The 21,024-nt window shown below is 72.5% G+C and carries 17 protein-coding genes; 13 read left to right on the top strand and 4 right to left on the bottom strand.

From position 1 onward, the window contains the following. Window positions 1-33 precede the first annotated feature (33 nt). Window positions 34-414: a 50S ribosomal protein L20 gene (gene rplT, locus I8D64_RS06515; RefSeq protein ID WP_152351946.1), complete on the top strand. Its 381-nt coding sequence runs from the start codon at window positions 34-36 to the stop codon at window positions 412-414. A 22-nt stretch (window positions 415-436) separates the two neighbouring features. Continuing rightward, on the top strand, window positions 437-1,288 hold the full coding sequence (locus tag I8D64_RS06510; RefSeq protein WP_200501726.1) for a TrmH family RNA methyltransferase: 852 nt from the start codon (window positions 437-439) through the stop codon (window positions 1,286-1,288). Between the two features lie 8 nt (window positions 1,289-1,296). Here the strand turns inward: I8D64_RS06510 and I8D64_RS06505 are convergent, their stop codons facing one another. From I8D64_RS06505 to I8D64_RS06490, 4 genes are all read right to left on the bottom strand, one after another. After that, window positions 1,297-2,997: an HNH endonuclease gene (locus I8D64_RS06505; protein ID WP_200501725.1), complete on the bottom strand. Its 1,701-nt coding sequence runs from the start codon at window positions 2,995-2,997 to the stop codon at window positions 1,297-1,299. A 200-nt stretch (window positions 2,998-3,197) separates the two neighbouring features. After that, window positions 3,198-3,815, bottom strand: a complete 618-nt coding sequence (locus I8D64_RS06500) for a hypothetical protein (RefSeq protein WP_200501724.1) — start codon at window positions 3,813-3,815, stop codon at window positions 3,198-3,200. Window positions 3,816-3,824: 9 nt separating this feature from the next. Beyond that, window positions 3,825-4,445: an MBL fold metallo-hydrolase gene (locus tag I8D64_RS06495; RefSeq protein ID WP_200501723.1), complete on the bottom strand. Its 621-nt coding sequence runs from the start codon at window positions 4,443-4,445 to the stop codon at window positions 3,825-3,827. Further along, entirely contained in the window at window positions 4,442-5,539 is a 1,098-nt protein-coding gene (locus I8D64_RS06490; RefSeq protein WP_200501722.1) for an S-(hydroxymethyl)mycothiol dehydrogenase, read from the bottom strand. Before I8D64_RS06490 ends, I8D64_RS06495 begins: the two co-directional genes overlap by 4 nt. A 191-nt stretch (window positions 5,540-5,730) precedes the next feature. Between I8D64_RS06490 and pheS the strand changes: the two genes are divergently transcribed. The 11 genes from pheS (at window position 5,731) to tyrS (ending at window position 20,293) form a co-directional block, all read left to right on the top strand. Then, window positions 5,731-6,840, top strand: coding sequence for a phenylalanine--tRNA ligase subunit alpha (gene pheS, locus I8D64_RS06485; RefSeq protein WP_343068462.1), 1,110 nt, complete (start codon window positions 5,731-5,733; stop codon window positions 6,838-6,840). A gap of 1 nt (window position 6,841) precedes the next feature. Then, window positions 6,842-9,460 (top strand): phenylalanine--tRNA ligase subunit beta, encoded by a 2,619-nt coding sequence (pheT, locus tag I8D64_RS06480; protein WP_200501720.1) that lies wholly within the window; start codon window positions 6,842-6,844, stop codon window positions 9,458-9,460. A 257-nt stretch (window positions 9,461-9,717) separates the two neighbouring features. After that, window positions 9,718-10,857: an N-acetyl-gamma-glutamyl-phosphate reductase gene (argC, locus tag I8D64_RS06475; RefSeq protein ID WP_200501719.1), complete on the top strand. Its 1,140-nt coding sequence runs from the start codon at window positions 9,718-9,720 to the stop codon at window positions 10,855-10,857. Between the two features lie 61 nt (window positions 10,858-10,918). Further along, window positions 10,919-12,088 (top strand): bifunctional glutamate N-acetyltransferase/amino-acid acetyltransferase ArgJ, encoded by a 1,170-nt coding sequence (gene argJ, locus I8D64_RS06470; protein ID WP_200501718.1) that lies wholly within the window; start codon window positions 10,919-10,921, stop codon window positions 12,086-12,088. Further along, complete coding sequence (gene argB / locus I8D64_RS06465; RefSeq protein ID WP_246482830.1) at window positions 12,085-13,125, top strand: acetylglutamate kinase; 1,041 nt, start codon at window positions 12,085-12,087, stop codon at window positions 13,123-13,125. The genes argJ and argB overlap by 4 nt, the downstream gene beginning before the upstream one ends. Beyond that, window positions 13,118-14,392, top strand: coding sequence for an acetylornithine transaminase (locus I8D64_RS06460; RefSeq protein WP_200501717.1), 1,275 nt, complete (start codon window positions 13,118-13,120; stop codon window positions 14,390-14,392). Before argB ends, I8D64_RS06460 begins: the two co-directional genes overlap by 8 nt. 1 nt (window position 14,393) lies before the next feature. Beyond that, window positions 14,394-15,374, top strand: a complete 981-nt coding sequence (gene argF, locus I8D64_RS06455; protein WP_200501716.1) for an ornithine carbamoyltransferase — start codon at window positions 14,394-14,396, stop codon at window positions 15,372-15,374. Then, window positions 15,371-15,949, top strand: coding sequence for an arginine repressor (locus I8D64_RS06450; protein ID WP_200501715.1), 579 nt, complete (start codon window positions 15,371-15,373; stop codon window positions 15,947-15,949). The genes argF and I8D64_RS06450 overlap by 4 nt, the downstream gene beginning before the upstream one ends. A 147-nt stretch (window positions 15,950-16,096) precedes the next feature. Further along, the gene (locus tag I8D64_RS06445; protein ID WP_200501714.1) at window positions 16,097-17,335 is read left to right on the top strand and encodes an argininosuccinate synthase; all 1,239 of its coding nucleotides are present in this window, start codon (window positions 16,097-16,099) and stop codon (window positions 17,333-17,335) included. An 89-nt stretch (window positions 17,336-17,424) separates the two neighbouring features. Next, window positions 17,425-18,855: an argininosuccinate lyase gene (gene argH / locus I8D64_RS06440; protein WP_343068499.1), complete on the top strand. Its 1,431-nt coding sequence runs from the start codon at window positions 17,425-17,427 to the stop codon at window positions 18,853-18,855. Between the two features lie 166 nt (window positions 18,856-19,021). Continuing rightward, window positions 19,022-20,293, top strand: a complete 1,272-nt coding sequence (gene tyrS / locus I8D64_RS06435) for a tyrosine--tRNA ligase (RefSeq protein WP_200501712.1) — start codon at window positions 19,022-19,024, stop codon at window positions 20,291-20,293. Window positions 20,294-21,024: the final 731 nt, after the last annotated feature.

The following is a 21,024-nucleotide window of genomic DNA, read 5'->3' as shown; positions in this document are numbered from 1 at the left end:
CATCGAACTCGAACACCAGCGAAGGAGAATCACGTGGCACGTGTGAAGCGGGCGGTCAACGCCCAGAAGAAGCGTCGGGAGATCCTCGAGCAGGCCAGCGGCTACCGCGGGCAGCGCTCGCGTCTGTACCGCAAGGCGAAGGAGCAGGTGCTCCACTCGCAGACCTACAACTACCGCGACCGCAAGGTCCGCAAGAGCGACTTCCGTCGTCTGTGGATCCAGCGCATCAACGCTGCGGCGCGCGCGAACGGCATGACCTACAACCGCCTCATCCAGGGCCTCGGGCTCGCGGGTGTCGAGGTCGACCGTCGCATGCTCGCCGAGCTCGCGGTGAACGACGCGCCGGCCTTCGCCGCGCTCGTGCAGACCGCCAAGAGCGCCCTGCCGAAGGACGTCAACGCCCCCGCGGCCTGACCCTCGACAGTCGGCTCGCACGATGAGCACCACGGAGCGCCCGGACAGCTGGGCGATCACCTCCCCGAGATCAGATCGGGTGAAGAGGATCGCCGCGCTGTCCGGGCGTTCTGCTCGTCGTAAGCAGGGGCGGTTCCGCGTCGAGGGCCCGCAGGCCGTCCGCTCGCTCCTGCAGCATTCCGCCCCGCTCGTACGGGAGCTGTACGTCACCGCCGACGGTGCCTCGGCGCATCCCGACATCCTGGAGCTCGCGGACGCGCACGCGATCCGCCCCCGCGACGTCGACCCCTCGATCCTGCGGGCGATGACCCGCGGCGAGGAGGACGGCGCCGCCGCATCCATGGCAGCGCCGCAGGGCGTCCTCGCCGTCGCCGACCTCCCCTCGCCGTCCCTCCGCGCGGTGCTCGACGCCCTCCCCGACGGGCCGGTCACGGCCCTCGTCCTCCACGGCATCCAGGACCCCGGGAACGCGGGCACCCTGATCCGCGCGGCCGACGCCTCGGGGGCGCGCGTGGTCCTCGCGACCACCGGCACCGTGGACCTGTACTCCCCGAAGGTGGTCCGCTCGGCGACCGGCAGCCTCTTCCATCTGCCCGTGATCGCCGGCATCGCCCCGGAGGAGCTTGCGCCCGCCCTGCACGGTGCGGGCATCTCTGTGCTGGCGACCAGCGGGTACGCCGATCACGACCTCTTCGCGACAGAGCTCCCCGCGCGTGCGGCATGGGTCATGGGCAACGAGGCCCACGGTCTGCCGCAGGAGGTGCTCGATGCGGCCGACCTCGCCGTGCGGATCCCGCTCGCGGGAGACGCGGAGTCCCTCAACGTCGCGATCGCCGCGACCGTCTGCCTCTTCGAGACCCTGCGCCGACGCTGAGCGCGTGACTACGCCACGGCGCCGTGCTCCTCGAAGGGGTCGACCGTGCCGGCGATATGGTCCGCGAACTCGATGAGTCGCGCACTGCTGATCGGATCCAGCTCGATCATCCGTTCCACATCACCCTCCTGCTCATCGACCGGGAACTCGTCCGGAGCGAAGGCAGGGAGCATGAACACGCTCGCGGGCGGGGTCCGGTGCGGGACGACGTCCCGAGAAGGGGCGACGTCCCTGTGGGAGTCGCCGTCCCCGCGCAGGACACGGCGCAGCGGGGGAGCACTGCTCGCATAGCTGCGTCCCATCGGGGTCGTGATCTCGTAGGCGCGGGACGGAGCCCGGGCCGGCGGTGCGTGCGGAGGTCCGGATCCGCACTGCTCGGTGTCCTCGAGGGTGCCGCTCCAGCCGGGCAGCTCCATAAGGTAGTTGCACCCTTCGCAGCGGGCGACGCCGTTGGCGACGACGGTCTCACCGCCGTCCGCATGCCGCACGACGTGGTCGATGTGGCGGGCGCGGGCGTCGCAGAACGGCGTGCGGCAGTGCTGATCAGCGATCTCCACGAAGCGCCGCTCGCTGCCGGTGAATCGTCGTCGGCCGGCATCGGCGTCCCGCAGGCGCCCGGAGACCGGATCGGTGTACAGGCGGCGGACGAAGCGCGCAGGGTCTGCGGGGAGCTGCGGGTCGGGCGACTCCGGATCCTTCGCATTCCCTGACCCCTGCGGCGCTGCGAGCGCGAGCCGGCGGGCGATCGCCGCGGTCATGGGGTGCCCTTCGACCCACGCGGTGTCCTCGCCGCCCGCGAGCAGTGAACCGTCGGTCATCGGCAGCTGGATCTCCACGTCCACGTCCTCGGGGCGCTCGAGTCCCGTGGTCCGTCGGAAGAGCGCATCGGCCATGTGCTGGCCCCTCGTGCCCTCGACGCAGGCAGCCCGTGCGCTCGAGGCGGCGTCGTCGAGCGCTTTGTACACGGCCACGCCCTGGACGAGGGGGAGCAGCGCGCTCACGCGCACCACCGCGTCGGAGACGGGACGGATCGAGACGTGCCGTTCACCGACCTCGCGCTCATGGCGGGCGAGCGCGGCCCGCTGGTCGATCTCGTCGGCGCGGGCCCTGGCCATCCCGCCCGCGCGGCGCGGCGAGACCTCCGGCAGGTGCTCGGCCACGGAGTCATCCACGCGTGCGCGGTCCTCGTCGTCGAGGCAGAGCACGGCCTTGGCGACCTCGTCGGCCGACCATCGCGAGATCTCTCCCCGCGCGAGCAGCCCCATGGTCCGCGGGAGGGTCTCCACGATCACCCGGTCCAGGGCGAGCTGGTTGCCCGTGCGCGCAGGCGAGGCGTGCCGGGCGAGGCCGAGCTCGTGCGCGAGCCCCTTGCCGATCGCCTCGCGCGGGATCCCGTCGTCCCGCTGCTGGGCGATGCGCGCATCGCGGAACGCGACGGAGGCGCGCATCTGCACCGCATCGGTGCGCGAGCGCAGCCCCTCGCTGACGGCGACCGCGTCGAGGAGCGCCTCGGGGAGGGACAGAGCCGACGTCCCGGCAAGGGCGGGGACATCACCGGTGAACGATCCCTCGGACTCCGACGCATCGGCGTCGAGCTCAGAGAGGATCCCCTCGGCGCGCTCGACGAGGCTCGCGGCGGATTCCAGGAGGGCGAGCGCGTGCGCCGCGGGGGCCGCGTGCTGCGGCAGGGGCGTGGCCGTGTGCGTCATCGACGTCACCTCCCGCCCGCGTCGTCGCTGGTCATCCGGGTCATCGGGCGGGCCGTCGGCGGAAGCCGATGCCGTCATCCGATGCTGTCCTCAGACTCTACGAGGACGCACCGACATTCGACGCCGCGGGACGCGGCATGTGGAGAACGCGCGCTGGGGAGGAACCGTGCGAGGCGGCCCGCCGCCCCGCGATCCGTCCCTCATCGACGGTCGCCGACCACCCGCGTCGCAGCGATACGGTCGTGGATTCCCCGGCCGGAGCCCAGCATCACGGTGCCCACGAGCACGATGACCACGCCGTAGAGCAGCACTGTGGCGACCATCGTCCCCGCCGCCCCGGTGTCGAAGTCCCCGTAGACCGCGCCGACGGCGACCACATGTCCCAGCTGCCACGGGATCGCGATCTTCACGAGATTCCGGACGAAAGCGCGGGCGAAGGGGACGCGTGCCCCATCGGGCCCATCCGCCCCGTCCGGCCCGCCCGGCCCGCCCGGCATCGTCTCGACGCGCAGCCCCTCGCGCCGCTTCCCCCACGTCGATGCTCGCGGGCCGGACTCGGCGCGGGCCGCCCACAGCGCCGCGAGCAGGGGCGGGATCGCGCTCGAGACGAGGGCGACGGCGCGTGCGGTGCCGGCGTCCCCGATGTGCATCGCGAGCGGAATCCCGATCGGGAGCATCGCCGCAGGCAGCACGAGGTATCCCACGCAGTCGCGCGCGTAGGCCCGTGCACGGCGGACGAGGAGCGGGGCGAGCCGGCGGCCCATCAGACCGCGCCGCTCGCCGCGATGCCGCGCATCCTCGCGCTCCTCGTCGCCCATGTGGTCAGCTCACAGCCAGTCGCCCCGCGCGGCCTCGATCTCGGCGCCGATCGTCGTGTCCGGGCCGTGTCCGGTGTGGACGATGGTCTCCGGAGGAAGCGCGAACAGGCGCTCGCGGATCGAGTCCTCGATCGTGGGCCGGTCGCTGAAGGAGCGGCCGGTCGCGCCGGGGCCGCCCTGGAAGAGCGTGTCCCCGGTCAGCACGCAGTCGAGCGCCGGGACGCGGTAGCAGACGGAGCCGGGGGAATGGCCGGGTGTGGAGATCGCCTCGATGTCGGTCCCGGCGACGGTGAACTCGTCGCCGTCGGCCATGTCCCCGTCCCAGGGCAGGTCGCCGTGGGTGAGCTTCCAGACCTCGGCGTCCGCGGGGTTCAGCAGCACGGGCGCCTCGAGCGCCGTCGCCAGCTCAGGGGCGAAGCGCGAGTGGTCGTCGTGCGCATGGGTGAGCAGGATGCCCACGCACTCGCGATCGCCGACGAGCGCCCGGATCGCGTCGACGTCGTGCGGGGCGTCGAAGACGACGCACTGCTCGTCGTCGCCCAGGACCCACACGTTGTTCTCGACGTCGAAGGTCTCTCCGTCCAGTGTGAACGTGCCGGAGGTCGCCGTGTGATCCAACCGCGCCGTCATCGGTTCACCACCACGGTGCGCAGCACGTCGCCGTGATGCAGCGAGTTCAGCGCGTCCTCGACGCCGCCCAGGTCGGTGGTGCCGGTGACGAAGCGCTCGAGCGGGAGGCGCCCCTGCAGGTAGAGGTCCGTGAGGTAGGGGAAGTCGCGCTCGGGCAGGCAGTCCCCGTACCAGGCGGACTTGAGGGAGCCGCCGCGGCTGAACACGTCGGCCAGCGGGATCGTGAGCTCCGCATCGGGGTGCGGCACGCCCACGAGCACGACGCGACCGGCGAGGTCGCGCGCGTAGAACGCGGTCTCGTAGGTGGAGGGGATGCCCACGGCGTCGATCACGACGTCGGCCCCGAATCCGCCGGTGAGCTCCTGGACCCTCTCGACGATCTGGTCCCGGTCGAGGTCCTTGGTGTTGATGGTGTGGGTCGCGCCGAGGTCGGACGCGGCCTGCAGCTTCTCCTCGACGATGTCGAGGCCGATCACGGTGGTCGCGCCCGCGAGCACGGCACCGGCGATCGCGGCGCTGCCCACGCCGCCCAGGCCGATGACGGCCACGGTCTCGCCGCGCTGCACGTCGCCGGTGTTCAGGGCCGCGCCGAGGCCTGCCATCACGCCGCAGCCGAGCAGGCCTGCGACCTCGGGGCGGGCCTCCTCGGAGACCTTCGTGCACTGCTTCTCGTGGACGAGGGTCTTGTCGGCGAAGGCGCCGATGCCGAGCGCGGCCTCGAGCTCGGTGCCGTCGGCGAGCGTCATCCGCTGCGAGGCGTTGTGGGTGGCGAAGCAGTACTTCGGCTGGCCCCTGCGGCAGGCCCGGCAGTCGCCGCACACCGCGCGCCAGTTCAGGACGACGAAGTCTCCGACGGCGACGTGCGTGACCTCGTCGCCGATCGCCGAGACGCGCCCGGCGGCCTCGTGGCCGAGCAGGAACGGGAAGTCGTCGGTGATCGCGCCGTCGCGGTAGGCGAGGTCGGTGTGGCAGACACCGCAGGCCTCGATGTCGACCACGACGTCGTGCGCCCCGGGATCGGGGATGACGATGTCGGTGAGCTCCGCCGGCTCGTTCGGATGGCGAGCGATGACGCCCTTGACGGTCGTGGGCATGGTGGGGCTCCTTCCGCTGGTGGTGGTTCCCGGCCAGCCTATCGGCCGGGTCCGCCCGACGAGCCCTCCTGCGGGCGGGTCGGCGCGGTGCGCGCAGCCCTCCTAGAATGGTCCGCGGTGCGGCGGGGCCGACGGGCGATCCCCCGCGGCGCGCCACCCGCACATCAGCCCACCGGACGAAAGCGATACCCGTGTCCGAGACACCTCCCAGCCCCGACCCCGCGGCCGTCACGATCGACGAGCCGACGATCGGCGCCGCCGTCGACGCCGCGCTCGCCGCGATCGCGTCGGCGGGCAGCACCGCCGAGCTCAAGCAGGTCCGCATCGACCACGTCGGCGACGCGAGCGTGCTCTCGCGCGCGAACGCCTCGATCCGGGACCTGCCCAAGGACCAGAAGGCCTTCGCCGGCAAGCTCGTCGGCCAGTCGAAGGGCCGCGTCCAGCAGGCGCTCGCGGCCCGCCAGGCCGAGCTCGCCGAGGCCGAGGAGGAGGCCGCGCTCGCGCGCGAGACGGTCGACGTCACGGTGCCCGTGGATCGTCGTCCGCGCGGCGCCCGTCACCCCATGCGCACCCTCCAGGACCGCATCGAGGACTTCTTCGTCGGCATCGGCTGGGAGATCGCCGAGGGCCCGGAGCTCGAGACCGGCTGGTTCAACTTCGACGCCCTGAACGCCGACCCGAACCACCCCTCGCGCTCGCTGCAGGACACCCTGTACGTCGCACCCGAGGACTCGGGCCTGCTGCTGCGCACGCAGACCTCCCCGGTGCAGATCCGCGCCATGCTCGAGCGCGGCGCCCCGCTGTACATCGCCTGCCCGGGCACCGTGTACCGGGCGGACGAGTTCGACGCGACCCACTCGCCGATGTTCAACCAGGTCGAGGGCCTCGCGATCGACACGGACCTGACCATGGCGAACCTCGTCGGCACGCTCGACGCCTTCGCCGCCGCGATCTTCGGCGGGCGCCCGATCACCCGCCTGCGCCCGAACCACTTCCCGTTCACCGAGCCCAGCGCGGAGATGGACTTCCGCTGCTTCAACTGCGAGGCGCGACTGGGTCTGGACCACGACGCCGACCCGGCCTGCCGCGTGTGCGGCGGCACCGGCTGGATCGAGATGGGCGGGTGCGGCATGGTCCACCCGAACGTGCTGCGCTCGGCGGGCGTGGACCCCGAGGAGTACCAGGGCTTCGCCTTCGGCCTCGGCATCGAGCGCATCCTCATGCTGCGCAACGGCGCGGACATGCGAGACATCGTGGAGGGCGACGTCCGCTTCTCCCAGCACTACGGGACGGAGATCTGAGATGCCCCGCATTCCGCTCACCTGGCTCGCCCAGCACGTGACCCTTCCCGAGGGCGCGAGCGCCCTGCAGGTCGCGACCGACCTCTCGCGCGTCGGACTCGAGGAGGAGGCGATCTTCGGCGCCCAGGTCACCGGGCCGCTGGTCGTCGGCCGCGTCCTGGACCTGGTCAAGGAGCCCCAGAAGAACGGCAAGACCATCAACTGGTGCCGTGTCGACGTGGGCCCCGAGCACAACGAGGCGCAGGACGACCCGAAGGATCCCCAGCCCGGCGAGGAGCGCCCGAGCCGCGGCATCATCTGCGGCGCCCACAACTTCGTCGAGGGCGACCTCGTGGTCGTCTCCCTGCCCGGCACCGTGCTGCCCGGGCCGTTCGAGATCGCCGCCCGCAAGACCTACGGCCACGTCTCCGACGGCATGATCTGCTCGGGCGACGAGCTGGGCCTGGGCCCGGATCCCGACGGCGAGGACGGCATCATCGTGCTGGGCCGCGGCCACGCCCGCGGCCTCACCGGCGAGCCCGGGGACGACGCGATCGCGCTGCTGGGCCTCGGCGAGGAGGTCGTCGAGATCAACGTGACGCCCGACCGCGGCTACGCCTTCTCGATGCGCGGGGTGGCCCGCGAGTACGCCCACGCCACCGGCGAGGCCTTCACCGATCCCGCCCTCGAGGTCGAGGTCCCCGCGGCCGACGGGCCGGGCGTCGAGGTGCGCCTGTCCGACGAGGCACCGATCGACGGCCGCCCCGGCTGCACCCGCTTCGTCGCGCAGGAGGTCACGGGCATCGACCCGACCGCCCATGCGCCGCGGTGGATGCAGCAGCGCCTGGTGCTCGCGGGCATGCGCCCGATCTCGCTCATCGTGGACGTCACGAACTACGTGATGCTGGATCTCGGCCAGCCCCTGCACGCCTACGACGCCGCCGAGCTCGTCGCGCCCATCACGGTGCGACGCGCGCACGCGGGCGAGAAGCTCGCGACCCTCGACGACAAGCCCCGGGCACTGGATCCCGAGGACCTCGTGATCGCCGACGCGGGCGCGGGCGACCGAGCGATCGGCATCGCGGGCGTCATGGGCGGGGCCTCGACCGAGGTCTCGGCCGCGACCAAGGACGTCGTCCTCGAGGCCGCGAGCTTCGACCCGGTCACGGTCGCCCGCTCCGCGCGCCGGCACCGCCTGCCCAGCGAGGCCTCCAAGCGCTTCGAGCGCGGCGTGGATCCGAAGCTGCCCGCGATCGCCGTCACCCGGGCCGCGCAGCTGCTCGCCGAGTACGGCGGCGGGACGGTCTCCGCCGCCCGCACCGACTCCGGCGCGGACTCCGTGCAGGGCCCCGCCCCGATCGCTCTCGAGGTCGGGGCGCCCACGCGGCTCGTCGGCGTCGAGTACACGAGGGAGCAGGTCCGCGAGGCGCTCGAGAAGATCGGCTGCACGGTCGAGGACGGCCCGGCGGGCGACGGTCCCGCCGAGGGGACGGCGGACGGCGGGGGGAGCTTCCTCGTCACCCCGCCCAGCTGGCGCCCCGACCTCAGGATCCGCGAGGACCTCATCGAGGAGATCGCGCGTCTCCTCGGCTACGAGCAGATCCCCTCGGTGCTTCCGCAGGCGCCCGGCGGCGCGGGCCTCACGCGAGCGCAGAAGAGCCGCCGCTACGCGGCCCGTGCGCTCGCCGAGGCGGGCCTCGCCGAGGTCCTCTCCTTCCCGTTCGTGCCGCAGGGCGTGTTCGACGAGCTCGGCTACGGGCCCGAAGACCCGCGCCGCGACGCGGTGCGCCTGCTGAACCCTCTGGCCGACGACGAGCCGCTGCTGCGCACCGAGCTGCTGCAGACCCTGCTGCCCGTGGCACGGCGGAACCTGGGCCGTGGCCAGGAGTCGCTCGCCCTCTTCGAGGTCGACGCCGTCTCCCGCGCGGGATCGGGCCCGATCCCGCCGCTGCCGGCCGCGCAGCGCCCCACGGACGCTCAGCTCGAGGCCGTGCAGGCGGCCATGCCCGTGCAGTCGCGCCACCTCGCCGCGATCCTCGGCGGAGCCAGCGGGCCGGACTCGTGGTGGGGGAGCGGCCGGGCCTGGGACTGGGCCGATGCGATCGACCTCGCCCACCGCGCGGCGGCCGCCGTCGGCGCCCGTCTCGAGGTGCGCGGACGCGAGCACGCGCCCTTCCATCCGGGCCGCTGCGCCGAGCTGCGCACGGATGACGGCACCGTGGTCGGGTACGCGGGCGAGCTGCACCCGAAGGTCGTGAAGGCCTTCGACCTGCCCGCACGCACCTGCGCGCTCGAGCTCGACCTCGAGCAGGTCATCTCCGCGGCCCCCGCGGTCGTGTCCGCGGAGCCCGTCTCGACCTACCCGCTCGCGAAGGAGGACTTCGCGTTCGTCGTCGAGGACTCCGTCTCCGCGAGCGCCGTCGAGGCCGCGATCATCGCCGGCATCGGCGACGTGCTCGAGAGCGTGCACCTGTTCGACGTCTTCACGGGCGACCAGGTCGGCGAGGGCAGGAAGTCGCTGGCCTTCGCGGTGCGGCTGCGCTCGCAGGAGGGCACGCTGTCCGCGAAGGAGATCGGGGCGGCGCGCGAGCGCTGCGTCCAGGCCGTCGCGAACGCCGTGGGCGGCGTGCTGAGGGCGTGAGCACAGCGTGAGGCCGCTCGGAAGGTGCTGTTGAGCGGTGAACGGAGGCGGAGCGCGACCCCATGGTCGCGCTCCGCTTCTGCGTTCGGGCGCTCCAGGAGTTTTCGGTGGCGCCGCGTCGGCGTCGACCCCACGCGGCAGCACCCTCCCCGGAACCACCCCGCCCGGAACCACCCCGCCCGGAACCACCCCGCCCGGAACCACCCCACCCTCACCCCGATGTGCGTGACTATGCATCCTTCTGTATAGTTCTGCGTATGACGTCCTCCGCAGCCCTCGACGCGCCCGCACCGCACACCCCGCACGCCCCTGCGCGTCTGCGCGCCGCGGTCGTCGGCGCCTCCGGGTACGCGGGCGGCGAGACCCTGCGGATCCTCGCGGACCATCCGCGGATCGACGTCGCCACCGTGACCGCGCACTCGAGCGTCGGCAAGCGCCTCAGCGAGGTCGCGCCCCACGTGCACCTGGACGAGGATCTCGAGCTCGTCGACACCACCGTCGAGAACCTCTCGGGCCACGACGTGGTCGTGCTGGCCCTGCCGCACGGCCAGTCGGGGCAGATCGCCGCCCAGCTGCGCGCGAGCGATCCCGAGGTGCTCGTCGTCGACCTCGGCGCGGACCACCGGCTCGAGAGCGCCCAGGACTGGGCCGACTACTACGCGGGGCAGCACTCGGGGACGTGGACCTACGGCATGCCCGAGCTGCCGCTGGTCGCCGAGGGATCGGAGGGATCGGCCGACGCCGCCCCCCGCCAGCGCGACCTGCTGCGCAGCGCCCGCGAGATCGCCGTGCCCGGCTGCAACGCGACCGCGGTGACCTTCGCCCTCGCACCGCTCGTGCGCGCGGGCCTCGTCGACCATCGCGCACTGAGCGCCGTCCTCCCGGTGGGGTATTCGGGCGCGGGCCGCAGCCCCAAGCAGCACCTGCTGTTCGCGGAGGCCGCTGGCGGCGCCTCGGCCTACGGCGTCGGCGGCACGCACCGCCACATCCCCGAGATCCTGCAGAACCTGCGCCGCGCCTCCGGCACCTCCGACGCGCGCCTCACGTTCACCCCCGTGCTCGTGCCCATGACGCGCGGCATCCTCGCCGTGGTGACCGCGCCCGCGGGCGACGGCGTCACCGAGCAGGCGCTCCTGGACGCTCTCGGCGCGGACTTCGCGGACGAGCCGTTCGTGCACGTCCTGCCCGCCGGGGCCGTCCCCAGCACCCAGCAGGTGGTCGGGGCGAACACGGTGCGCATCAGCGCGACCGTGGACCGACGAAGCGGGCAGGTCACGGTGATCTCCGCGATCGACAACCTCGTCAAGGGCACCGCCGGCGCCGCCGTGCAGTCCATGAACATCGCCCTCGACCTCCCGGAGACCCTGGGCCTGCCGCGCACCGCCCTCGCGCCCTGAGCGCCCGCGCCGCTCGGCGCCCCTCCATCGTCCGCCTCTCATGCACCACGGGAGACACACCATGTCCGTCACCTTCCCCGAGGGATTCCTCGCCGCCGGGATCTCCGCCGGCATCAAGGCGTCCGCCGCCGCGGATCTCGCCCTCGTCCTCAACCAGGGGCCGCTCGACGTCGCGGCCGCCGTCTTCACCTCCAACCGCGTGCAGGCCGCGCCGGTCCAGTGGTCCCGCCAGGCCGTGGCCGACGGCCGTGCCCGCGCCGTGATCCTGAACTCGGGCGGAGCCAACGCCTGCACCGGCCCCGAGGGGTTCGCCGACACCCACCGCACCGCGGAGCACGTCGGGGCGCTCCTCGAGATCTCCGCCCAGGACGTCCTGGTCTGCTCGACGGGGCTGATCGGCGAGCGCCTGCCGATGGATGCGGTCCTCGGGGGCGCGATGAGCGCCCGCGACGCCCTGGATCCGGGGGCCGACGCCGGGGCCGACGCCTCGCGCGCCATCATGACCACGGACACCGTGCCGAAGACCGTCGAGATCACGACGCCCTCGGGCGCCCGCATCGGCGGCATGGCCAAGGGCGCGGGGATGCTCGCCCCGCAGCTCGCGACGATGCTCGTGGTCCTCACCACGGACGCCGTCGTCACCGCGGACGTCGCCGACCCCGCCCTGCGCGAGGCCGCCCGCACCACCTTCGACCGGGTCGACTCGGACGCCTGCATGTCCACGAACGACACCGTGATCCTGCTGGCCTCGGGCGCGAGCGGCATCGAGGTCGGCGCGGCCGAGCTCGCCGAGTCCCTGCGGGAGGCATCGGCGTCCCTCGCCCGCATGCTCGTCGCCGACGCCGAGGGCGCGAGCCACGACGTGCACGTGGTCGTCACCGGCGCCACCAGCGAGCACGCGGCGCTCGGCGTGGCCCGTGAGATCGCCCGCTCGAACCTCGTGAAGGCGGCGGTCTTCGGCAACGACCCGAACTGGGGGCGGATCGTCTCGGCCGCGGGCTGCGTGCCCGAGGAGGTCGCGCCCTTCGACCCCGATGCCCTGTCCGTGCACGTGAACGGCGTGCAGGTCTGCCGCGAGGGCGGGGCCCACGAGGACCGCTCCCTGGTCGACATGACCCCGCGCGAGACCCTCGTCGAGGTGGACCTCGGAGCGGGGGAGGCCGACGCCGACATCTGGACGAACGACCTCACCCACGACTACGTCGAAGAGAACAGCGCCTACTCCTCATGACCGAGACGACCCCCACTCCGTCCGGCGCGCCCGGTGCTGCCGGCTCCACCGGGCCCGCCGCGCCCGGATCCACCAGCACGACCGGGCCCGCCGCGCCGCTCGCGGACTCCAAGAACCCCCTCGGGGACCTCACGCCCGCGCAGGCCGACGCCCGCGCGAAGTCCGAGATCCTCATCGAGGCCCTGCCCTGGATGCAGCGCTTCATGGGCAAGATCGTCGTCGTCAAGTACGGCGGGAACGCCATGATCGACGACGAGCTGCGCCGCGCCTTCGCGGCCGACATGGTCTTCATGCGCCATGCCGGCATCCACGTCGTCGTCGTCCACGGCGGCGGCCCGCAGATCAACGCGATGCTCGAGCGGGTCGGCGTCGAGAGCGCCTTCCGCGCCGGACTGCGCGTGACCGACGAGGAGACCATGCAGATCGTGCGGATGGTGCTCGTGGGCCAGGTGGGCCGCGAGCTCGTCGGCCTCATCAACGAGCACGGGCCCTATGCGATCGGCATGTCCGGCGAGGACGCCCGCCTGTTCTCCGCGCGCCGCCGCGGCGCCGTGGTCGACGGCGAGGAGCTCGACCTCGGGCACGTCGGCGCGGTCACCCAGGTGCGGCCGGAGTCGATCCAGGACCTGCTGGATGCGGGACGGATCCCGGTGGTCTCCTCGATCGCCCCGGAGATCGACGCCGACGGGCGGCCGACGGGAGCGGTGCTGAACATCAACGCCGATCTCGCGGCGGCCGCCCTGGCCGCGGGGCTCGACGCCGAGAAGCTCGTCGTCCTCACGGATGTCGAGGGGCTGTACCGGGACTGGCCCGATCGCGACTCCCTGATCCCCGAGATCAGCGCGAGTGCCCTGCGCGAGATGCTGCCCTCGCTGACGGCGGGCATGATCCCGAAGGCGGAGTCGCTGCTGGACGCCGTGGACGCCGGAGTGCGCACCGCGGCCATGACCGATGGCAGGATCGCGCACGCGGTGCTGCTCGAGGTGTTCACCGCCAAGGGCGTGGGCACGATGGTGAGGAGGGACGACTATGTCTGAGCGGATCGCAGAGGAGCAGGCGGCCGACGGCGAGGACCTCGCCGCGCGCTACTCCCGCTCGATGCTCGGCGTCTTCGGCACGCCGCAGCGGGTGCTCGTGCGCGGAGAGGGCGCGCTCGTGTGGGACGCCCAGGGCAGGGAGTACCTGGACCTGCTGGGCGGGATCGCCGTGAACGCGCTCGGCCACGCGCATCCTTCGCTGGTCGCCGCGATGACCAAGCAGGTCGAGTCGCTCGCGCACGTCTCGAACTTCTTCGCGACGCCCACCCAGATCGAGCTCGCCGAGACGCTGCTGCGCCTCGCGCGGGCCCCCGAGGGCTCGGGCGTGTTCTTCACGAACTCGGGCACCGAGTCCAACGAGGCGGCCTTCAAGCTCGCGCGGCGCACCGAGCGCCCGCGGATCCTCGCCCTCGAGAACGCCTTCCACGGCCGCACCATGGGGGCCCTCGCGCTCACCCACAAGGAGGCCTACCGCGCCCCCTTCGAGCCCCTGCCCGGGGGCGTCGAGTTCGTGCCCCCGAACGACACCGACGCGCTCGCCCGCGCCCTCGCCCCGGGCGACGTCGGGGCCCTGTTCCTCGAGCCCATCCAGGGCGAGGCGGGCGTGGTCCCGCTGGACCCCGAGTACCTCCGGGCGGCCCGGGAGCTGACCACGCAGCACGGCACCCTCCTGATCCTCGACGAGGTGCAGACCGGCATCGCCCGCACCGGGCACTGGTTCGCCCACCAGGGGGTCGACGGGGTCGTGCCCGATGTCATGACCCTCGCCAAGGGACTGGGCGGCGGCTTCCCGATCGGCGCCGTGATCGCCTACGGCCCTCGGGCGCGCGCCCTCCTGCAGCCCGGCCAGCACGGCACGACCTTCGGCGGCAACCCGCTCGGCGCGGCGGTCGCCCTCAGCGTGCTGGGCACCATCGCCGAGGACGATCTCCTGGGCAGCGCCTGGCGCACGGGCGGGCACCTCGCGGACCGCATCCGCGAGCTCGCAGCGACCGATCCGCGCGTGCTCGGCATCCGCGGCGAGGGCCTGCTGCGGGGGATCGCGCTCGCCGACCCCATCGCTCCGCAGGTCGTCAGCGCGGCGCTCGAGGCCGGGTTCATCATCAACGCCGCGAACCCGCGCACGCTGCGCCTGGCCCCGCCGCTCATCATCACGAGCGACCAGCTCGACGCCTTCGTCGACGCCCTGCCCGGGCTGCTCGACGCGGCGAGCGCACCCGCCGACACCGAGACCACCGAGACCGCGACCACCGAGAAGAGGTCCTGAGATGCCCCGTCACTTCCTGCGCGACGACGACCTGAGCCCGCGCGAGCAGAAGCAGGTGCTGCAGCTCGCCCAGGCGCTCAGCGAGGACCGCTTCGCCCGTCGGCCCCTCGAGGGGCCGCGCACGGTCGCCGTCATCTTCGACAAGTCCTCGACCCGCACCCGCGTGTCCTTCGCGACCGGCGTCGCCGAGCTCGGCGGCAGTCCGCTCGTGCTCGACGCGGCGACGAGCCAGATGGGCCGCGGCGAGTCGATCGCCGACACCACCCGCGTGCTGACCCGGCAGGTCTCGGCGATCGTCTGGCGCACCTTCGGCCAGTCCCGCATCGAGGAGATGGCGCACTATGCGACCGTCCCGGTGATCAACGCGCTGACCGATGAGTTCCACCCCTGTCAGATCCTCGCGGACCTGCTCACGATCGCCCAGCACACGGGTGGTCTCGGAGCCGATGACGCGGCGCTCGAGGGGCGCTCGATGGCCTATCTCGGCGACGGCTCGAACAACATGGCGCACTCCTACCTGCTGGGCGGGGTCACCGCCGGCATGGACGTGCGCATCGCGGCGCCGACGAGCCACCTGCCCGCCTCCCCCGTCGTCCGCGACGCCGAGGCCATCGCACGCGAGACCGGCGGGAGCGTCACCATCACCGACGATCCCGCGCAGGCGGTCGAGAAGGCCGACGCCGTCATCACCGACACCTGGGTCTCGATGGGCCAGGAGGGCGAGGGCGGTCGCGGCGAGGAGACCTTCGCCCCGTACGCGGTGACCGAGTCGCTGATGGCCCGCTCGGGCGGGATCTTCCTGCACTGCCTGCCCGCCTACCGGGGCAAGGAGGTCGAGGCCTCCGTGATCGACGGGCCCCGCTCGGTGGTCTGGGACGAGGCGGAGAACCGCCTGCACGCCCAGAAGGCGCTGCTGACGTGGCTGCTCGAGCATCCCGACGCGGACTCCGCGGCGCACGCCCGACCCCTGGGGCAGCGATGAGCACCACGGACCATCCGCGCACGCTCGCGCAGACGAAGACCGCCCGCCAGGAGCGCATCGTCGAGCTGCTCACCACCCGCGAGGTCTCCTCGCAGGCGCAGCTCGCGGACCTCCTCGGCGAATGCGGCATCGACGTCACCCAGGCGACCCTCTCGCGCGACCTCGTCGAGCTGCGCGCCGAGAAGGTCCGCGGCAGCGGCGGCGGGCTCGTCTACCAGGTGCCGGCCGACGGGGGAGACCCCGGGAGCACGCGCCGGGTGTCGAGCACCGAGCTGATCGGGGCCCGGCTGCGCCGGCTGATCGAGGAGCTCCTCGCCTCGGCCGACGTCGCGCAGAACATCATCGTCCTGCGCACCCCGCCGGGCGCCGCCCAGTTCCTCGCCTCCGCGATCGACCGCTCGGTGCTGCCCGAGCTCGTCGGCTCGATCGGCGGCGACGACACGGTGCTGCTCGTGGCCCGCGACAACGAGGCGGCCGACGCCATCGCCGCCCGCCTCCTGGCCCTCGCCGAGGGCCGACGGGGCGAGGGCGAGCCGCCCGACGCAGACGTCGACACCACGCGGACCGCGCCCTGAGCCGAGCCCGCGCCGGGGGACAATGACCCCGGACCTCCGTCGGCAGGGAGGCACCCGTCGCAGCACCGACCCCGCCCCGCCCCGACCGCCGTCGGCCCCGCGCCGACGCACCCACCCGCTTCCACCCCTCACGAAGGAGCATCACCCGTGACCGAACGCATCGTCCTCGCCTACTCCGGCGGCCTCGACACCTCCGTGGCCATCGGCTGGATCCACGACGCCACCGGCGCCGAGGTCGTCGCCTGCGCGGTCGACGTCGGCCAGGGCGGAGAGGACCTCGAGGTCGTCCGCCAGCGAGCCCTGGACTGCGGCGCCGTCGAGGCCTACGTGGCCGACGCCCGCGACGAGTTCGCCGACGAGTACTGCATGCCCGCCCTCAAGGCGAACGCGCTGTACATGGACGCCTACCCCGTCGTCTCCGCGATCTCCCGCCCCATGATCACCAAGCACCTGGTCAAGGCCGCGAAGAAGTTCGGCGCCTCGACCGTCGCCCACGGCTGCACCGGCAAGGGCAACGACCAGGTGCGCTTCGAGGTCTCCATCACCTCGCTCGCGCCCGAGCTCAAGTGCATCGCCCCGGTGCGCGACCTCGCGCTGACCCGCGACCGCGCGATCGAGTACGCCGAGCGCAAGAACCTGCCGATCGCGACCACGAAGCACAACCCGTTCTCGATCGATCAGAACGTCTGGGGCCGGGCCATCGAGACCGGCTTCCTCGAGGACATCTGGAACGAGCCCACCAAGGACGTCTTCAACTACACCGACGACCCGGCCTTCCCGCCGGTCCCCGACGAGGTCGTGATCTCCTTCGAGCAGGGCGTCCCGGTCGCGATCGACGGCCGCCGCGTCAGCCCGCTCGAGGCCATCCAGGAGCTCAACACCCGCGCCGGCGCGCAGGGCATCGGCCGCATCGACATCGTCGAGGACCGCCTGGTGGGCATCAAGTCCCGCGAGGTCTACGAGGCCCCCGGCGCGATGGCGCTGATCACCGCGCACCAGGAGCTCGAGCGCGTGACCCTCGAGCGCGAGCAGGCCCGCTTCAAGCGCAGCGTCGGCGACCGCTGGACCGAGATGGTCTACGACGGCCAGTGGTTCTCCCCGCTCAAGCGCTCGCTGGACGCCTTCATCGACGACACCCAGCGCTACGTCACCGGGGACATCCGGATGACCCTGCACGGCGGCCGCGCGACGGTCACCGGCCGCCGCTCGGAGTCCTCGCTCTACGACTTCTCGATGGCGACCTACGACGAGGGCGACCAGTTCGACCAGTCGCAGGCCAAGGGCTTCATCGAGATCTACGGCCTCGCCGCCAAGCAGGCCGCGGCCCGCGACGTCGCCTTCGGCAACGGCGAGGACGTCGACGCCGCCGACGAGGGATCGAAGTGACGGGCTCCGCCACGTCCCCCGCAGGCTCCGGGGCGGCCTTCGAGGGGTCCGGCTCGTCCTCCCCGGGTCCGGCGGCCGACGGCCAGGGCGTGCCCGACGGCGCGCCCTCGTCCGCCGGCGCCGCGCTCTGGGGCGGGCGCTTCGGCTCCGGCCCCGCGGCGGCTCTCGCGGCGCTCTCGAAGTCCACGCACTTCGACTGGAAGCTCGCGCAGTACGACCTGCGGGGCTCGAAGGCCCATGCGAAGGTCCTGCACGCGGCGGGGCTGCTGAGCGATGACGAGCTCGCACGGATGCACGATGCCCTGGATCGGCTCTCGGCCGACGTGGCCTCGGGCGCGTTCGCCGCGGCCGAGGACGACGAGGACGTGCACACCGCGCTCGAGCGCGGGCTCATCGAGCGCGCGGGCGACGAGCTCGGCGGCAAGCTGCGCGCGGGCCGCTCCCGCAACGACCAGATCGCCACGCTCATCCGGCTGTTCATCCGCGACAGCGCGCGCATCGTCGGGGACCAGGTCCTCAACCTGGTGGGTGTGCTGCTGGAGCGCGCGCGGGAGGTGCACGGTGCGGCGATGCCGGGCCGCACGCACCTCCAGCACGCGCAGCCGGTGCTGCTGAGCCACCATCTGCTCGCCCACGCCTGGCCCCTGCTGCGCGACGTCGAGCGCCTGCGTGATCTCGACGCCCGCGCCGCGGTCTCGCCCTACGGCTCGGGCGCTCTCGCCGGTTCGAGCCTCGGACTGGACCCGCAGGCCGTGGCGGCGGACCTGGGGTTCGAGGACTCGGTGTGGAACTCGATCGACGGCACCGCCTCGCGCGACCTCACGGCCGAGTTCTCCTTCGTGCTGACGATGGTCGGGATCGACCTCTCGCGTCTCGCGGAGGAGGTGATCCTGTGGAACACGAAGGAGTTCTCCTTCCTGACCCTGGACGACTCCTTCTCGACGGGGTCCTCGATCATGCCGCAGAAGAAGAACCCGGACATCGCCGAGCTCGCCCGCGGCAAGGCGGGGCGGATCCTCGGGGACCACACGGGTCTGCTCGCGACGCTCAAGGCGCTGCCGCTCGCGTACAACCGGGATCTGCAGGAGGACAAGGAGCCGGTCTTCGACCAGGTCGACTCCCTGGGCCTCGTGCTCCCCGCGTTCACCGGGATGATGGCGACGCTGGTGTTCCACACCGAGCGCATGGAGCAGCTGGCCCCGCAGGGCTTCTCGCTCGCGACCGACATCGCCGACCACCTGGTGCGCCGCGGCGTCCCCTTCCGGGTGGCGCACGAGATCTCGGGCGCCTGCGTGAAGACCGCGGAGGAGCAGGACAAGGAGCTGTGGGACCTCACGGACGCGGAGTTCGCGAGCATCTCGGAGCACCTGGATCCCTCCGTCCGCGCGGTGCTGAGCGTGGAGGGCTCGATCGGCTCGCGCGATGCGAAGGGCGGGACCGCCCCCGCGCGGGTCGCCGAGCAGGAGGACGCGCTGGACGCGGCGGTCGAGGGCCTGCGCGCCTTCACCCGCGGCGCCTGAGAGCGGGTTCCTGGGTCGGCGCTCGGGTCGGCGCTCGGGCCGACGCCCGGGGCGGCACCCGGGGCGGCACCCGAGAACTCCGTCGCGCCCGGCGCGGTCGGTGGGGGAGAATGACCGCGGCGCCCGCCCGGGCGCCGCGAATAGACCGATCGAGAGGACCTGATCGATGCAGACCATCCTGGACGAGCTCACCTGGCGTGGGCTCGTGGTGCAGACCAGCGGGCGCGAGGCGCTCGGGACGGCACTCGCGGATGGACCGATCAGCCTGTATTGCGGTTTCGACCCCACCGCCGCCTCGCTCCACGTCGGCCACCTCACCCAGGTGCTGACCATGCGCCGCTTCCAGCTCGCCGGTCACCGGCCCTACGCGCTGGTCGGCGGCGCCACCGGACTGATCGGCGATCCGCGGATGTCGGGGGAGCGGGTGCTGAACGACGAGAGCGTCGTCGCCGGCTGGGTGGACTCCCTGCGCGGCCAGATCTCGCGGTTCCTCGACCTCGAGGGGCCCTCCGGCGTGCAGATGGTCAACAACCTCGACTGGATCGGGCAGATGAGCGCCCTGCAGTTCCTGCGGGACGTGGGCAAGCACTACCGCATGGGGACGATGCTCGCGAAGGAGACCGTCGCGCGGCGTCTCGCGAGCGACGAGGGCATCAGCTACACCGAGTTCAGCTACCAGGTGCTGCAGGGCATCGACTTCCTGGAGCTGTACCGGCGCCACGGGGTCAGCCTCCAGTTCGGCGGGAACGACCAGTGGGGCAACCTCATCTCCGGGGTCGACCTCATCCACAAGGTCGAGGGGAAGGACGCCCACGCCCTCACCACGCCCCTGGTCACGAAGGCCGACGGCACGAAGTTCGGCAAGAGCGAGGGCGGCGCCGTCTGGCTCGATCCCGAGCTCACGAGCCCGTACGCGTTCCACCAGTTCTGGCTCAATGCGGCCGACGCGGACGTCGTGAACTACCTGCGCTACTTCACCTTCCGCGACCAGGAGGACATCGCCGAGCTCGAGCAGGCGACGCAGGACGAGCCTCATCGGCGCCGGGCCCAGAAGGCCCTCGCCGACGACCTCACGACCCTCGTGCACGGAGCCGAAGCCACGCGCCAGGCGGAGGCCGCAGCGGCCGTGCTGTTCGGCAGGGGAGAGGTGCGCGATCTCGAGGAGCCGACGCTCGATGCCATCGCCCGAGAGCTCACCACGGTCGAGCTGCCCGGCACGACCGCCCTCGTGGACGCGTTCACGGCGGTGGGCATCATGACCTCGAAGTCCCAGGTCCGACGGGCCGCAGCCGAAGGGTCGCTGACCGTGAACGGCGAGAAGGTCGACGCACAGGGCGTCGAGCGCGCCCTCTCCGAGGCGGTGACGCCCCTGCCCGGCGGGTACGTGCTGGTGCGTCGCGGTCGGAAGGCTGCGGCGATGGTGCGGCTGAACGGCTGAACGGCTGAACGGCTGAACGGCGCCAGAGCTCGACGACTCGACCGCTGAACGGCGCGACGGCCGACGGCCCGCGCCGGCGCAGCCCGCAGGGTTCCTGCCACAGCCGGGCCATCGCGAGGGCCGGGTCCCGACACATGTCGGGGCCCGGCCCTTCCGCATACCGGGTCGCGCAGCACCGGGAGCACAGATGTGATGCCGTGCCCACTCGCAGCTCACACGCCCCGGCACAGGGGCGGCATGGGCGTTCACAAACGCCCGTCACCTGCGAGGACACGCGGTCACGGGGCCACAGCGGGACCCTCGCCCCGAATTGACCGGCCACCTCGCGGCCGCCTAATGTCTTCCTTGTCGCCGCAACGAGGACAACGACGGAGGACCGGCCCCCAGGGGCTCGGGACGACGCCGGCACCGAGGAGCGGGGACGAGCTGGACCGGGCCTCCCGGGACCCGCACCACGATGTGGCGCAGATCCCTCCGGAGGACTTGCGGAAGGCGAGGAGCTTCGACTACAGTCGAGCCTCGCGCCTCCCCGACGGAGAGTCGGGCCGCACCGCGGACGGCGCATCGAGCCCCTGACACAACCCAGGATCTGGGTTGCAACGGTGTGCGCGTGTTGTTTGAGATCTCAATAGCGTGTCTGTTTGTTGATGCCAAATTTTTTGTTTTGGCATGACGGATGATGTAGCAGATTTATATGAATGTGCTAGTCGTTTGTTTTGTCGGGATTATAG

The sequence above is a fragment of the Brachybacterium halotolerans genome (assembly GCF_016623465.1).
Classification (GTDB): Bacteria; Actinomycetota; Actinomycetes; order Actinomycetales; family Dermabacteraceae; genus Brachybacterium; species Brachybacterium halotolerans.
This window is presented reverse-complemented; position numbering and strand designations above follow the sequence as displayed.

What these genes read in the sequence shown, in the direction of transcription:
- I8D64_RS06510 (WP_200501726.1), top strand. Translation starts at nt 437, where the DNA reads ATGAGCACCACGGAGCGCCCGGACAGCTGGGCGATCACCTCCCCGAGA.
- I8D64_RS06505 (WP_200501725.1), bottom strand. Translation starts at nt 2,997, where the DNA reads ATGACGCACACGGCCACGCCCCTGCCGCAGCACGCGGCCCCCGCGGCG.
- I8D64_RS06500 (WP_200501724.1), bottom strand. Translation starts at nt 3,815, where the DNA reads ATGGGCGACGAGGAGCGCGAGGATGCGCGGCATCGCGGCGAGCGGCGC.
- I8D64_RS06495 (WP_200501723.1), bottom strand. Translation starts at nt 4,445, where the DNA reads ATGACGGCGCGGTTGGATCACACGGCGACCTCCGGCACGTTCACACTG.
- I8D64_RS06490 (WP_200501722.1), bottom strand. Translation starts at nt 5,539, where the DNA reads ATGCCCACGACCGTCAAGGGCGTCATCGCTCGCCATCCGAACGAGCCG.
- pheT (WP_200501720.1), top strand. Translation starts at nt 6,842, where the DNA reads ATGCCCCGCATTCCGCTCACCTGGCTCGCCCAGCACGTGACCCTTCCC.
- argC (WP_200501719.1), top strand. Translation starts at nt 9,718, where the DNA reads ATGACGTCCTCCGCAGCCCTCGACGCGCCCGCACCGCACACCCCGCAC.
- argJ (WP_200501718.1), top strand. Translation starts at nt 10,919, where the DNA reads ATGTCCGTCACCTTCCCCGAGGGATTCCTCGCCGCCGGGATCTCCGCC.
- argB (WP_246482830.1), top strand. Translation starts at nt 12,085, where the DNA reads ATGACCGAGACGACCCCCACTCCGTCCGGCGCGCCCGGTGCTGCCGGC.
- I8D64_RS06460 (WP_200501717.1), top strand. Translation starts at nt 13,118, where the DNA reads ATGTCTGAGCGGATCGCAGAGGAGCAGGCGGCCGACGGCGAGGACCTC.
- argF (WP_200501716.1), top strand. Translation starts at nt 14,394, where the DNA reads ATGCCCCGTCACTTCCTGCGCGACGACGACCTGAGCCCGCGCGAGCAG.
- I8D64_RS06450 (WP_200501715.1), top strand. Translation starts at nt 15,371, where the DNA reads ATGAGCACCACGGACCATCCGCGCACGCTCGCGCAGACGAAGACCGCC.
- tyrS (WP_200501712.1), top strand. Translation starts at nt 19,022, where the DNA reads ATGCAGACCATCCTGGACGAGCTCACCTGGCGTGGGCTCGTGGTGCAG.